A 13,723-nucleotide genomic window follows, 5' to 3' on the forward strand; every position below is an offset into this window, starting at 1 on the left:
ATCATGATTAGAAGAAGCGCCTATTTATAAGGAAGTCCTATAAATGGCGCTTTTTCTTTTTCATCTATTCAATTATACGAAAAATCCACAAAAATAGATAGTGTTACAAATAGCCTTTTTCTTTAAGACTAATGAATTTACGATCACCAATGACAAGATGATCCAGCAATTCTATGCCAATCATCTTTCCGCATTCTTTCAACCTGCGTGTCACTTGGATATCTTCTTGAGATGGAGTTGGGTCACCGGAAGGATGGTTGTGGGCGCAAATGATAGAGGCGGCAGACCTTTTCACCGCTTCTTTAAACACCTCTCTTGGATGGACAATCGAAGCATTCAAGCTGCCGATAAAGATGGTTTGTCTATGGAGGACCTGGTTTTTCGTGTTCAAAAACAAACAGATGAAGTGTTCTTGCTTTAAATCTCTCATTTCTTCCATAATAAAGTCCGCCCCGTCTTCCGGACTTCTGATCATGTAACGTTCCACAGGTTTCATTTTTTGCATTCGTTTCCCTAATTCTATCGCTGCCAGGAGCAAGACAGCTTTTGCTGATCCAATTCCTCGAATAGCTGTCAGTTCTTCAATCGTTGCATCTTTAAGAAGCATGATTCCTTCAAAATGAACAAGAAGCCGGTTGGAAAGCTCCATGACGGACTCACGTTTCGTTCCACTTCCTAACAGGATGGCAAACAATTCTTGATTCGATAAATGGGAAGCTCCGAGTTCAATCAGCCGCTCTCTCGGCCGGTCTTGCCTCGGAACATCTTTGATCATTACACTCGTTTGGGTCAATGATTCGCATCCTTTCCTTCTAAGTCCCCATGCAAGAAGGAATCACTCGGGGAAGATGCCTAACCTCTTAAGTTCACGTGCGACCCGTGACAGTGGCAGACCGACTACACTGTAATAGTCTCCATGAATTTTTTCAACGAACAAGGACCCTTTGCCTTGGATGCCATATCCTCCAGCCTTATCCCAAGCGTCTCCTGTCCTGATGTAAGCATCGATCTCATTTTCTGACAACCTGAAAAATGTCACTTCTGTCTTAACATCAAACGTATCCACTGTTTGATTTGTTTTTAAACATACCCCTGTATAAACCTCGTGTGTCGTATCACTTAACAATCTTAGATACTTCCTTGCTTCTTGATCATCCTTCGGTTTCCCAAGGATTTCACCATTGTAAACAACAACAGTATCCGAAGCGAGGAGCACCTCATTCTCATCAACCTTTACGTTTTCAGCCTTCACCCTTGCTAAATGAAGGACGGCCTCTTCGGGGGGCATCCCTTCCTCAATCACCTCATCAGCATTGGAAGGACGGACCTCAAACTCATAGCCTGCAAGCTCGAGCAGTTCCTTCCTTCTTGGAGACTGTGATCCTAAAACTAAGCGCTTCATTCCAAACATCATCCTTTCTAAACATGGGGCTCTTTCTATACTACAAGATTTCCATGAAACCGAGGATCATAGAAAAAATTATCTTCCGCAAGAAAAAAATATAAAAAAAGAGCTTTCCTTTAAGAAAACTCTCTTTTTCATAGAATATCACGTTATGTTTTCCTTATTCTAATGATTGAGCAACTTTTAACCAATTGATGTTCGTATCATCCTGAGATTCCCATTCATTTAAGGCTTGTCCAAGGAATGTATTCTCTCCTACTTCATCCATGAGTTTCTTCCGTTCATTCTCAGACAAATCTTTCATTTCATGTGTTTCTATCGGAGTAACCAGTTCTTGTGGGATTTCTTTTTCAATCGTTACAACAAATGGCTTCACATAAGTTTCAATGCTCTTTCCCGCAAGACGATCTGCAATCTGATCCGCTTCCTGTTTATTCGGTGCACTCCCAACAAACAAGTAATATTGACCATCCCTTTGCCAGACGACTGAGGGTATAAGAAGAGCTGTAAGTTTACTCTGCCATTCATTCGCTTTTCCTTCCGTTGAAAAGGCCCCTGCTTGAACGATATACGTATCAAACGTCTGCGTAGGACCACTCGGGAGCTCAGACATCGGCTCCTCTTCGGAAGCGACCACCTCGGTGTCTGTGTTCGCCTCCCCAGACGCTGGCACGGTTTCCGTTCCTGTCGTGGATGAATCCGTTAATGATACAAACATACGAAGCAGTAAGAAACCAAGGCCAAGACTCACAAAAAGGGCAGTCAGAGCGGTTGTAATTAACGGTCTGACGGGTGTTGAAGAAAAGCGTTTCTTTTTAAAAGGAATGTGGTACACCCGGGTGGCCGGACGTTCGTCTTCCTTATCTTCTTCTACTGCAGCGGCTTGTTCCTTTTGTGTCCGAACAACTTCATTTTTCGTTTCCTGCTGATGTTCATTCCGAAAAGAGATGGAGATCTTATTTTTAGAATCCATGGTTTGATCACTCCTGCAAGGTTTGTTCCAACCCTATCACAGCAGTTTTGAAAACCACGCTGAAATTTGTCATCAGCCCTTCGACAATTTCGGCTTACAATTGACTTTCAGGTTCAGTATCAGAAGATTCTTCCCCGTCTTCTTCTACACGGTCCTGATCTTCCTCATCCAAAGACTCTTCATCATCTTTTTCCTCTGTACTAGTAGATACAGATGGATTCTGATCGTCCCATTGTTCGATAGCAAAAGGATCTGCCTTGTTCGGACTTCCACCATAATGGTATTGTGGCGCTTCATTAGCAAGATTGGCATATAATGGCTGATAATAACTATTCATGACGATAGAATAGCCGAGTTCATTTTCGCTCTCAGGTGCATCAAACTGGATGGATTCGATTTGAATTACACGGGAGAGCGATTGAATTTCTTTCATGAATGAGATCATCTCTTCATAGTTCTCAGAAGTTACATCGACCGTGAACTGCAGAGTATGCAGCCCTTCAATCAGTTGCTCTGCCTCATCTTCTACTGACTCATCAACTACATCTTCATCTACATTCTCTTCATCTTCGTTATTTACACCATTTTCCTCTAACTCATTTTCTGGTTCTATAATAGGTACGGATGACTCTGAATCAGAAATAGCAATACTGTTGATCAGACTTTTGGAGGCATTCCCTGCCCGGTCAAGGCCAATTAACAGTTGATCAATGAGAGGAACGACTGGCAATTGCTGCTGAATCGTACGGGAAGTGAGGATTTGTTCTCTTTCACTTTCTTCCTGATTGTTCTCTATAGCGGAAAGAATCTTTTGTTCTTGGGTTAAATTAGCTTCCTTTTCCATTACCTCTTCCTGGTAGGGGGCAAGAATGACTCTTTGGCCTAGTAGGAAACACGCTAGGATAAGGACAACTCCTGCGATAATGATCCATAAACTCGAACGACTCCATTCGATTTTCATTGGGTAGACACCCCCTCATTAGTGAGCGTCGATTCTTCGAGAACGATATAATAACTCGCAATGTAACGAGGTTGATAATCATACAAATCCTCTGTATCGTCCACTACATATGTGTCTACACCAGCTAATTCAACATCAGAGATAAACGATTGTTGAAGAAGGGTGTTGGTGTATTTCGCTGCTTCCTGGATGGTGTCAAACCTTACATTCACTGTTATTTCAGAAGTGCCTGTTAAAGCAAATGATTCAAAGAACCCACGCTCTGGCAGCAAGGAAACAAGCCCTTCCACCACAGGAATGACAGGGACAACCGTACCTTTCAGCTGCTCAAGAGAATTGTTCAACTGTTCTCTTTCGGTACCTTCTCCTCCAGATGTGGTTGCAATGCTTTCCTGCTCAACCTTCACCTGTGAGATTTGCTCATCTAAGCGAGATGATTCTTCGACCAGGTTAGACTTTTGAGCATTGAACACGATTGACAAGACCAATAAAAGGAGAGCAAAGAAAGCAACAACTAAGTACGGCAGAATATTTCTCTTTTCTTTCTGTTCTAGTAAATTAATTTCTACTACCATTCTTTCATCCCCTACATCCTTTATGGCTTGATGGACAATCCAATCGCATCTATGTATTCAACGCTGGAAGGTTGGTCTGTTTCTACGAAAACATCTGTTTCCTTCAAAGTATTTACCTGTACACCCTTTTCCTCAAGTAATCCCTTAACCAGGTTATTCTCCGGCCAATCTCCAGTAAGCAGAATCTTCGAGACAGAGGCTTTTCCGTTCATCACCGAAAACCTATAAAAATCCATAATTCTTTCCACTTCGTTTACCTGATCATAGGTAAATTCGGCTGGTTCTCCTTCATCACCATGCCATGTGTAGCGGCCATTTTCCCTTTTCCACAACGTCATAGAAAGCGGACTTCGTGTGTGGTTGATAAATGCCGGTACATGTTCACTAAAGACCGTCAACACACAGCCATCCAGGTTCCAGTCGATTAATAAAAGGTGTTCTCCATCTGAAGTCAAATCCAAATATTCGTATAGACGATAAATAGAAAGAGCACTAATATCTGCCGCTTTGGTTTTCAGCTTGGCATCACCGAAAACCTGGTCTAACATGCGAATTTGTTCTTCCGGAAAAGCAAAAAGAAGCAGTTTTTTCTTTTCTTCACTCTCACTCATAACACTGAAATCAAAAGCAGGATCATCAAAAGGCAGGTGCAGCGTTTCGCCCAATTGCATATATAGATATCCTTTAATCTCCTCAATCTTCAAATGAGCTGGTACTTCATAAGGACGGACGACAACCGAGTGATCCGGTACGGTAAAATAAAGGGCTTTATTACTCCATCCTTTATTTTCAATGAAGTTTTCAACGATTCTGGTAAGCTCCCTGGAGTCTTTGATTTTCCCGTCCTCCATAACATGAGGAGGGAGAACAATTTCGCCGGTGTCGTCGATTTCCCATGCATTCTCAGACTTTGAAAACACGTATCGAATACAGTGGTTCTTAATTACGAAGTTCACACGACCGCTTGATTTAAAAAAACGAAACATAAGTCTTCCCTCCTCCTATAAGAAAAACGTTTCATAATAAAGTTGCAACAGATCAAAACCGAACAGGTAACTAATGACAGCAGCAAGTACTATCGACGGACCAAATGGAAAGGGATCTTTCCTGCCGATCACTTTGAAGCTCAATAAAGTCAGACTGATAACCGTTCCAATTAAAGTGGCTAAGAACAAAGTGAGCAAGGTTAACTTTAAACCCATCAGGATTCCTAGCGTTCCTAATAGTTTCATGTCCCCCGCTCCCATGCCACCCTTACTAAGGACAATAATCACAAGGATGATGGCAAACCCGGTTAGAGCACCGTATATGGAGTCGTACCATGGGTGCAAAGGGTCAATAATCCGGAAAATAATAAAGACTACCGCAAAGAATAATAACAGTTTGTTTGGGATCAACATGTAGTTGACATCACTCACTGTCACAATAACCGCTAGGGAAATCAAGAGACATGCTCCTGCGAACTCCAATGTTAAACCTAGATTTATGTATGCCAATAAAAAAAGGAAACCCGTGATTAGCTCAGCAAGTGGGTAGGTTATTGAAATTGAATGCTGACAGTGTCTACATTTACCTTTGGATATGAGGTAAGAAAAGAGTGGGATTAAGTCTCTTGCTTGTAGAGGTGTGGAACAGTGAGGGCATGCGGAACGTGAGGTTGTGAAAGGGATGTTTCTTGGTAAGCGTAGACCGACGACGTTGAAGAAAGAGCCTAGTATAGTGCCAGTGATGAATATGTAAAGTAATATAATAGAATTCATGTAATCATCCTTCTTTAACTCAGGGAAAACCCGGGGGTAAACCCGGGTTCATTTTACTTAAGTTTTATGGATTAAGTTTATTCAGCAGCATTTAAATCAGATTTTGATTTTCCATCTACATACTTGCCATTTGTATCGTTTCCAAGGGTTACTTTATAAGTTACTTGATTAGAACCATCAACCTTCGCAATAGCAACCTCGGCGGTATCATAAGTACCGTCTGTCTCAGGGTCTTGGGGCTCACCATCAAGATATCCGGCAGTAACTAAATCAGCTGCTGAAACTGGAGAGTTGTCTTCAGTAATATCTCCGCTTACATAAGCTAATCTAGCTGATTCTAATAAAGAGAGTGCATTTGCATCGTGTGCATCCTCTTCTGTACTAGCAATTAAACTTCCAATGGCAGGAATAGCAATTGCAGCAATTATCCCCAAAATAACAATGACAGCCAAAAGCTCAATCAACGTGAAACCTTTCTCATTCTTTAACATTTCTCTCAACTTCTTCATTTTCTCTCTCCTTTTGTAGTACTTTCGATTTTCTGCCAATGGTTATGTACTACTTTTTTCATTAGCAAAATGTCCTATGTTCATTATAAAGGATAAAATGTTTGCAAACTAGCATTTTTGCACATTCTTACAAAATCTTATTTGATCGTGTCGAAGATCGAAAACATCGGTACAGCAATAGCTGCAACGATTCCTCCAACGACAAGCGCCAGCGCTAAAATCATCAGAGGCTCGATCAGCGTTTTCAATCGGTCTGTCGTATATTCAAGCTCAGATTCATAGAATTCAGCGACTTTTGAAAGCATGTAATCGAGAGAGCCTGTCTCTTCTCCAACAGCCATCATTTGAATGACCAATGGTGGAAAAATTGGATACTCCCTCAATGGATCGGAAAGGTTGTTTCCTTTTTCCAAAGATTTATAACTATTCATAATCGCTCGTTCGACCACTTTATTTTCGACTACGTTTTGTGTCACTTGTAGTGATTTTAAAATGGGTACAGAACTATTCATTAAAGAACTCAATGTACTTGTCATCCGCACTAGAGCGGCTTTTTGTATTAATGGTCCGAATACAGGAATTTTCAGCTTTAGTACATCCACTGTGTATTGCAGTTTCGGGTTCCTATCTACGATCAACTTAAAAGCGATAAATAAAACAATTGGAATAAGGATCACAACGTACCAAAAATTTTGAAAAAAGTGGCTCATACTAAGCGTAAGCTGGGTGATCCACGGAAGTTCTCCTCCCATCGTGTCGAACATGCTTGCAAATCGCGGAACGACAAAGGTTAATAAGAAAATAACGATCCCAATCGCAATGAGTCCGACTACCAGAGGATAGGTTAAAGCGGATATGATTTTTTGTCTTGTATCGTATTGTTTCTCATAATAAACCGCTAAGCGTTCCAGGATATCATCCAGATTACCTCCAACCTCACCTGCTCGTACCATATTGATAAATAAGTTGGAAAAGATTTTCGAATGGGAATCTGCTGCTTCAGAAAATGCACGTCCACCTTCCAACTGATCGCTGATATCATAGAGAGCTTCACTCAACGCACGACTATTGGATTGTTTTGCAAGAATTTTTGTCGATTCAAGTAAGGAAATACCCGCTCTCATGAGCGTAGAAAATTGCCTGAGGTAAATGACAAAATCCTTAGGCTTTACAGGGTTTCCTATTTGGATATCTTTTAAGAGAACACTGTCGATTTCTTTAATTTCCGATATGGTAATGCCCCGCTCTTTTAATGACATGACCGCTTCTTTTCTAGAATTTGCACGCAGCCTCCCCCTTTGAGCTTTACCGAGTAGACTACGGCCTTGATAGGAATAATAGGGCATTCTATAAGCCCCCTTCTTTCAAGTATGGAGCCGCATCACGTTCATCAATGACTTTTTCTCTAAGCAATTCCTGAATCGACATCTCCAACGTTTGCATTTGCAGAGCCTTAGACGTTTGCATGACATTTTCAATTTGATGAATCTTTTCATTTCTAATTAGATTTTTGACGGCGGGTGTGTTCAACAGAATCTCAACCGCAGCTCTTCTTCCCTTTTTATCTAAACGCCGGAATAAGCGCTGAGAAACAATTGCCTGCAAAACGTTTGCAAGCTGAACCCTCACCTGCCCCTGTTGGTTTGGTGGGAAAACATCAATGATTCTATCGATTGTGTCTGGAGCATTAGTCGTATGTAAGGTCCCAAATACAAGGTGACCGGTCTCGGCAGCCGTCAGTGCTGTCGAAATCGTCTCAAAATCACGAAGCTCTCCAACCAAAATGACATCAGGATCCTGACGTAAACAAGAGCGTAAACCATTGGCAAAATTTCTCGTATCAAACCCGACTTCCCGCTGATCCACGATGCAGTTTTTATGATTATGTGTGTACTCGATCGGATCCTCCAGGGTGATGATATGCTTGCGGGCGGTTTGGTTAATGTAATCAACCATCGAAGCGAGCGTTGTAGACTTCCCTGAACCTGTAGGACCTGTGACGAGAACAAGACCCTGGGCATAGCTGCTGATTTTCTTTAACACTTGCGGCATGTGGAGGTCTTCAATCGAAGGAATCTCCCGGGGCACAATCCTGACGGCCATTGAAAGGCAATTTCTTTGATAGTAAATATTAATACGAAACCTTGAAACACCCGCAATTCCGTAGGACACATCCACTTCACGGTTACTGATCAACTGTTCATGTAAATCATCAGATAAGATCGCCTTCGCCATCCCATCTGTATCTGCCGGTTTCAGTGAATTTTTTCCATACTTTCTTAACTGACCGTGGATCCTGAATATCGGAGGCACTCCAACTGTTAAATGAATATCAGAGGCCTCATATTCGTTCGCAACCGTCAGGAGCTGATCAAATTTCTCTCTCATGTCTTACCACCTCGCTAGTCGACTTTGGCGACGCGAAGCACTTCTTCTAACGTCGTCAGTCCCTGCTTCACTTTCAACAAACCATCGTCTAATAGGAAAAGCATCCCCTGCTTCAATGCGTAACGCCGGACTTGGTCCATACTGCCATTGTTCATCATCATGGTCCGGATTTCATCATCAATAACTAACACTTCTTGAATGGCCATACGGCCTCGGTATCCCGTGTTTTGACAGCTGTCACAACCCGATCCTTTGTAGATGGTATCTGCCTTCATTCCACGTTTTTGAAAATGTTTCTTCTCCATCTCCGTAAGTGCATGCGAGTGTCTGCAATCCCGGCATATTTTTCTGACTAGCCGTTGAGCGACCACACCTGATAAGGAAGAAACTACAAGATATGGTTCCACATCCATATCAAATAAACGAGGAATTGTAGCGATGGCACTGTTCGTATGTAACGTGCTCAAAACTAAGTGACCCGTCAGAGAAGCACGAATGGCGATTTCCGCTGTTTCTGAATCCCTGATCTCACCGACCATGACAATGTTAGGGTCCTGACGTAAAATCGATCTGAGTCCTTTAGAGAAGGTTAATCCAATGGATGTGTTTACCTGGACTTGGTTCAGTCCTTCGATTTGATACTCAACAGGATCCTCTACCGTGATGATGTTGACATCGTCTGTATTCAAACGATTCAAGGATGCATAAAGAGTAGATGATTTCCCCGAACCCGTAGGGCCTGTGATAAGGATGAGACCAGACGGCTGCTCAATCAATTGCTTATATTTCTGTGCATTAATTTTATTAAAACCAAGGTCTTCGATTGAACTTAATGCATTAGAAAGGTCTAGAATCCGGATGACGATTTTTTCCCCATAGACCGTAGGAAGGATGGATATTCTTAAATCCACCGGTGACCGATCAACGTTCGTTTTGATCCGCCCATCCTGTGGCAGGCGGTTTTCTGTAATATTTAGATTAGCCATGATTTTCACACGGGCGATCAGACTGTTTTGGAAAGACTTCGGTAACGTACGCTCCGTCCTTAACACACCATCAATCCTATAGCGGATTAAAACCCGCGATTCCTGGGGGTCAATATGGATGTCGCTCGACTTCAGCTGGACACCTGCTTGAAGCAATTGATCCACTAACTTAATAGCAGGTGCTTCATCCGTGTCTTCTTCATTTTCAACAAGACTCGAATCATTCAAATTATAATGACGGTTAACGGCTTGAAGGATCTCATGCTTTGTTGCAATGACCGGCGAAATTATAAACCCAGTAGATATTTTCAAATCATCAATGGAAAAATAGTCCATCGGATCCGACATGGCTACCGTCAATTCTTCTCCTTTTCGTTGTATAGGTACTAAAAGATTACGAATAGCGAAATCTTTGCTGACGATTGTGATGACATGAGGATCGATAGGAAAATGAAACAAAGAAACATGTGGGATTCCCAGTTGAAATTCCAACACTTCAATCAATTGCTTTTCCGTCACAAAACCTTTTTCTACAAGAACGTCCCCAAGCTTCTGGTCCGGCATTTTGCTTTCCAGCGCTTCTTGAATCTGATTTTCTTCAATAATTCCTGCATCTTTTAACAAATCGCCTAACCTTTTTCTCTTGATCATGACCGGCTCATCCTTTTTCGTCCATCACTTAGATTCTCCATCAGGAACGACCTCCCAAATGCCATCCTCATTCTTTTGCAATGATTTAGAATCACTGGAATTTCCTTCCTCATCGCCTTCTTCGGCACTATTTTTTCCATCTTTAGAATTAGAGCTGCTGTCTCCATTATTCGATCCTGAATTCTCTGTTGGACTCGCCTCTGAAGCAGGAGGGTGTTCTTCCACTCTAGCTACCGGTGGATAATAGTCTTCTGAAATAAACTCCTCTACTCCATCGGATAAAGATCTGTCAATACGATAAACGGACACAACCTCACCATTTTCCCCTTCTCGTAAAAGATTGTATGTCCCTCTATTAACAAGAGAAGAATACTGAATGATCGTTTTAGGAGATATTTTTTCACGATCCAACAACTGAACATGAAAATCTGAGGTTGTCGGGTATCCGATCCATTGGACATCAACATTTCCACCTTCTACACTTACAGACAGTTGATAGTCCCCAGAGAATGGGTTGTACACTTTCAGATCCTGGCCTTGATTAACGTCTACATTCGCTTCCATGCCAATTTCTGCGTACTCGGGCAATCGGTGGCTGATATGTCTTTCCTGTATGATCATTCCTGCTTTAACACTCGCTCCATAAATCGCAGAAGCCAACACATCCAGCGAAACTTCATCGTACACTCCATCAATATTTAACAAGCGGTTGAAGGAAAAGACAGCGCCATCTTCAAGCTCTTCTTCATCAAATAGTTTCACAGCCCGATCCATGCTTGTTTCTTGTGGCACGGCGACCGTTTGACTACCAATGCTCTCGTAAAGGGAGGCCGTATTTCCCTCAACAAAGTCATAAGCGACATACTCTAAAGGGGAATCTACCAATTGTGCTGCATCTCTTTTCACAGTTTCAATGAATTGTTCCTGAGAAAACACTGAAGCAAGTGAATCATTCATATAAGATTTCAAATCCGTCACATAAGACTCATTAACGGTAACCTGCAAATCTCGAATGGTTGTATCCATAGCTTGTTCAACAGTTGATGCTACATCGAACTGGATCATGTCCGGATCAACGGTCAGTTCTTTCCCATCCAATTTAACTACAATCGAATGGTTTTCTTTCCAGTTCTGTACTTTTTCTGAAAGCAGTTGTACCGCTTCTTCTTTACTTTTTTCTGATACATTGACGGAAGCAATCACAGTATTCTCCGGGAGGTGTTTTCCAGTGGTGACATATTGAATAGCTGCTGAACTTCCGATTGTAAAAAGAAACATCGACATACCAACAGCAACCACTAAAAAAAGCAGCTTAAGATTCAATGATTGTTTCAACTTTTAACATCTCCTCTGGATCTATTTGCATTACTTCACATTCATGCTCAATTCAACCATGACGCTTGGACCGTACTGTTTTAATTGATCAATTTCAGTCTTGGTTAAAACCGTTCCTTCTGTGACTACGGTTTCACCCTGAGAATTCACAATGTTTTTTGTCGCTTGTTTGCCTTCCAACAATTCATCCTGCTTACGATCGAGATCATTCACACGCTCCTGGTTAGCGGTTGTTGAGAAATGGAAAGATTTCTTTATTTCTACTGGTGCGGAAGCTTCTTTTGGACTACTAGCTTCCACTTCTCCTGTTGAAAACTCTTCGTTCAGTATGATCAGGTTTTCACCATAGGTAATAATGTACTCAGATGAAACTTCTATACTATCTTGATCTCCTGTTGTCACATCTACAGAAATAATTTGTCCATTCGTTTCATTTACATAGTACTCCGTGATTTCTCCCACTAATTCCCCAACACGAGTCATAACTTGAGCACCTTTAATATAAACCTTTTTGTTAATCAGTTGATTCGCAATCGGGATCTCATTTAAATCCAAAATGGAATGCGTACTCTCTACCGTAATCGCATATTTTCCGATTCCGATGATTTTTTGGAATGGAATCGCCTTTACGCTCACTTGCCAGTCTTCATGCTCCACCGTCAAAAAATCAACAGAACCTTTTTCTGGATTGATTACGATTGATTTCACACGACCGATTTCTTTACCGGCTGAGATGCTGATAATTGGAAATCCGATAATTTCTATGCTCTTTTTCATGTTCTCTCTACACACCCATCATTATTTTGTATATTGAACTTGTTGTTGAAGTACATACCTTAACTCTTCGATAAGCAGCGAGTATGATGCGAACTTATCAATCAACTCACCTACAAAAAGTACAAGCTCATCTGTTTTTCCGTTCTTAATGTAATACTTTATTAAGAATTTAGAGATTGAGTAGTATTCCAAATCTGGTAGTTTCTCAGATAGATGAGCTTTAACATAATTCTCGTACTCCACTCCTGTCATTTGTTCTTCCATATATTCAATCTTTTCAATCATTAACTCAAGCAACTGTTTCCTTAACGCTTCATCTGCTATCAGTTCTTCTTCATAATCTTCTTCAAGAGCAAGACTATCTTCGTTATCTTCAATATCTGGGTCTATATCATGATTAGTGATCGGGTATATGATTTCTTCCTGATTATCTACAGACATTTCTTCTTCCTGTTTGTTCATTTCCCGGGTAATATCTTTGTCAGAATCTGTTGATTCGTTGATTTCATTTATGATTTCTTCTTCAGATTCTAAATCTTCTTCAACAATACTGTCGTGTGTATCATCTATATCACTTGGAAGCTCTTCAGCCTTAATGAGTTCAAGTTCGAGATCGTTTTCTTCGATATCTAAATGAAAATTTCTTTCCGCCATTAACTCTTCTTCTGTAGCGTCCTCCGAATTCTCAAGGTCCTCTCCATATCCTTCACTTTCTTCTTCCATTCTTAACTGGGCAAGCTCTTCATCTAATAAAAGAGCTTCTTCATCGCCCTCGGAGAAATTGAACTTATCTTCCTGGGGTTGTATATCTTCTACAGATGAATCTTCAGTTAAATCATCATTCTCTAGAATGGCTTCTTCAGACTCATTCCAGTTAACTTCAACTTCGATTGACCGTGAATGTTCTCCTTCTCCCCCTGTTGTTTCAAGCGCGGGAATGCCTTGTTCTTCTTTCATTTCAAGGTTTTCATGTGACAAATCTTCAATCCGAACAGATCCTTTATCAGATATAGGACTCGCAAACTCTTCCGAATTCTCACCTTCTAAAATATGTTCTTCATCCTCTTCGTTCTGGTATCCATAATCATAGTCTTCTGTATGAGGGGTATTCTTTTGTACACCTGGTGTTTCGCCAGTGTTATCTTGGCCAGCAAACACCTGAGATGCTTTTTCTTGCAAGAGAACAGTAAACACAAACCCGAGTACAAGCGTTGCAAGAATTCCCATCCAGAAAGTATATGTAATCGTTGCTAGAAGAGCTAAAGAACTAATTAATGATCCTGTAAGCCACAAAATCATCCGTCCCTTCATAGGCAGGTTTATGGGTATAAATCGAAGGATGATAGATGCTAAAGCAATTGTAACTAACCATATGTATATGTCTGTCATGATTGCTCCTCCTT

Annotated in this window: 14 protein-coding genes and 1 pseudogene; all 15 read right to left on the reverse strand. The window is 41.2% G+C overall.

What is annotated here, in order from left to right:
- Window positions 1-103: 103 nt before the first annotated feature.
- Window positions 104-775, reverse strand: a complete 672-nt coding sequence (radC, locus tag BLS23_RS11315; RefSeq protein WP_143015261.1) for a RadC family protein — start codon at window positions 773-775, stop codon at window positions 104-106.
- A 60-nt stretch (window positions 776-835) separates the two neighbouring features.
- Window positions 836-1,402: a Maf family protein gene (locus BLS23_RS11320; protein ID WP_089652667.1), complete on the reverse strand. Its 567-nt coding sequence runs from the start codon at window positions 1,400-1,402 to the stop codon at window positions 836-838.
- Between the two features lie 163 nt (window positions 1,403-1,565).
- A complete protein-coding gene (locus BLS23_RS11325) occupies window positions 1,566-2,378 on the reverse strand; it encodes an SPOR domain-containing protein (protein WP_089652668.1) in 813 nt (270 codons plus the stop codon).
- Between the two features lie 94 nt (window positions 2,379-2,472).
- The gene (locus tag BLS23_RS11330) at window positions 2,473-3,339 is read right to left on the reverse strand and encodes a hypothetical protein (RefSeq protein WP_089652669.1); all 867 of its coding nucleotides are present in this window, start codon (window positions 3,337-3,339) and stop codon (window positions 2,473-2,475) included.
- Complete coding sequence (locus BLS23_RS11335) at window positions 3,336-3,914, reverse strand: hypothetical protein (RefSeq protein WP_089652670.1); 579 nt, start codon at window positions 3,912-3,914, stop codon at window positions 3,336-3,338. The genes BLS23_RS11330 and BLS23_RS11335 overlap by 4 nt, the downstream gene beginning before the upstream one ends.
- Before the next feature lie 20 nt (window positions 3,915-3,934).
- Entirely contained in the window at window positions 3,935-4,900 is a 966-nt protein-coding gene (gene pilM, locus BLS23_RS11340; RefSeq protein WP_089652671.1) for a type IV pilus biogenesis protein PilM, read from the reverse strand.
- Between the two features lie 15 nt (window positions 4,901-4,915).
- Window positions 4,916-5,359, reverse strand: a complete 444-nt coding sequence (locus tag BLS23_RS22210) for a prepilin peptidase (RefSeq protein WP_341845045.1) — start codon at window positions 5,357-5,359, stop codon at window positions 4,916-4,918.
- Window positions 5,360-5,407: 48 nt separating this feature from the next.
- Window positions 5,408-5,674: pseudogene (locus BLS23_RS22215) on the reverse strand (prepilin peptidase); the annotation flags it as partial.
- A gap of 77 nt (window positions 5,675-5,751) precedes the next feature.
- Window positions 5,752-6,183 carry a prepilin-type N-terminal cleavage/methylation domain-containing protein gene (locus BLS23_RS11350; protein WP_089652673.1) on the reverse strand — a complete coding sequence of 144 codons (432 nt, stop codon included), beginning with the start codon at window positions 6,181-6,183 and terminating at the stop codon, window positions 5,752-5,754.
- 137 nt (window positions 6,184-6,320) lie between these two features.
- On the reverse strand, window positions 6,321-7,529 hold the full coding sequence (locus BLS23_RS11355; protein WP_089652674.1) for a type II secretion system F family protein: 1,209 nt from the start codon (window positions 7,527-7,529) through the stop codon (window positions 6,321-6,323).
- 1 nt (window position 7,530) lies between these two features.
- On the reverse strand, window positions 7,531-8,571 hold the full coding sequence (locus tag BLS23_RS11360; protein WP_089652675.1) for a type IV pilus twitching motility protein PilT: 1,041 nt from the start codon (window positions 8,569-8,571) through the stop codon (window positions 7,531-7,533).
- Window positions 8,572-8,585: 14 nt separating this feature from the next.
- The gene (locus BLS23_RS11365) at window positions 8,586-10,208 is read right to left on the reverse strand and encodes a GspE/PulE family protein (RefSeq protein WP_089652676.1); all 1,623 of its coding nucleotides are present in this window, start codon (window positions 10,206-10,208) and stop codon (window positions 8,586-8,588) included.
- Between the two features lie 24 nt (window positions 10,209-10,232).
- Entirely contained in the window at window positions 10,233-11,543 is a 1,311-nt protein-coding gene (locus tag BLS23_RS11370) for a VanW family protein (RefSeq protein ID WP_089652677.1), read from the reverse strand.
- A 30-nt stretch (window positions 11,544-11,573) separates the two neighbouring features.
- The gene (locus BLS23_RS11375; protein WP_089652678.1) at window positions 11,574-12,320 is read right to left on the reverse strand and encodes a PRC-barrel domain-containing protein; all 747 of its coding nucleotides are present in this window, start codon (window positions 12,318-12,320) and stop codon (window positions 11,574-11,576) included.
- Window positions 12,321-12,341: 21 nt separating this feature from the next.
- Window positions 12,342-13,709 carry a hypothetical protein gene (locus tag BLS23_RS11380; protein ID WP_089652679.1) on the reverse strand — a complete coding sequence of 456 codons (1,368 nt, stop codon included), beginning with the start codon at window positions 13,707-13,709 and terminating at the stop codon, window positions 12,342-12,344.
- Window positions 13,710-13,723 lie beyond the last annotated feature (14 nt).

The organism is Halobacillus aidingensis (genome assembly GCF_900104185.1).
GTDB lineage: Bacteria > Bacillota > Bacilli > Bacillales > Halobacillaceae > Halobacillus > Halobacillus aidingensis.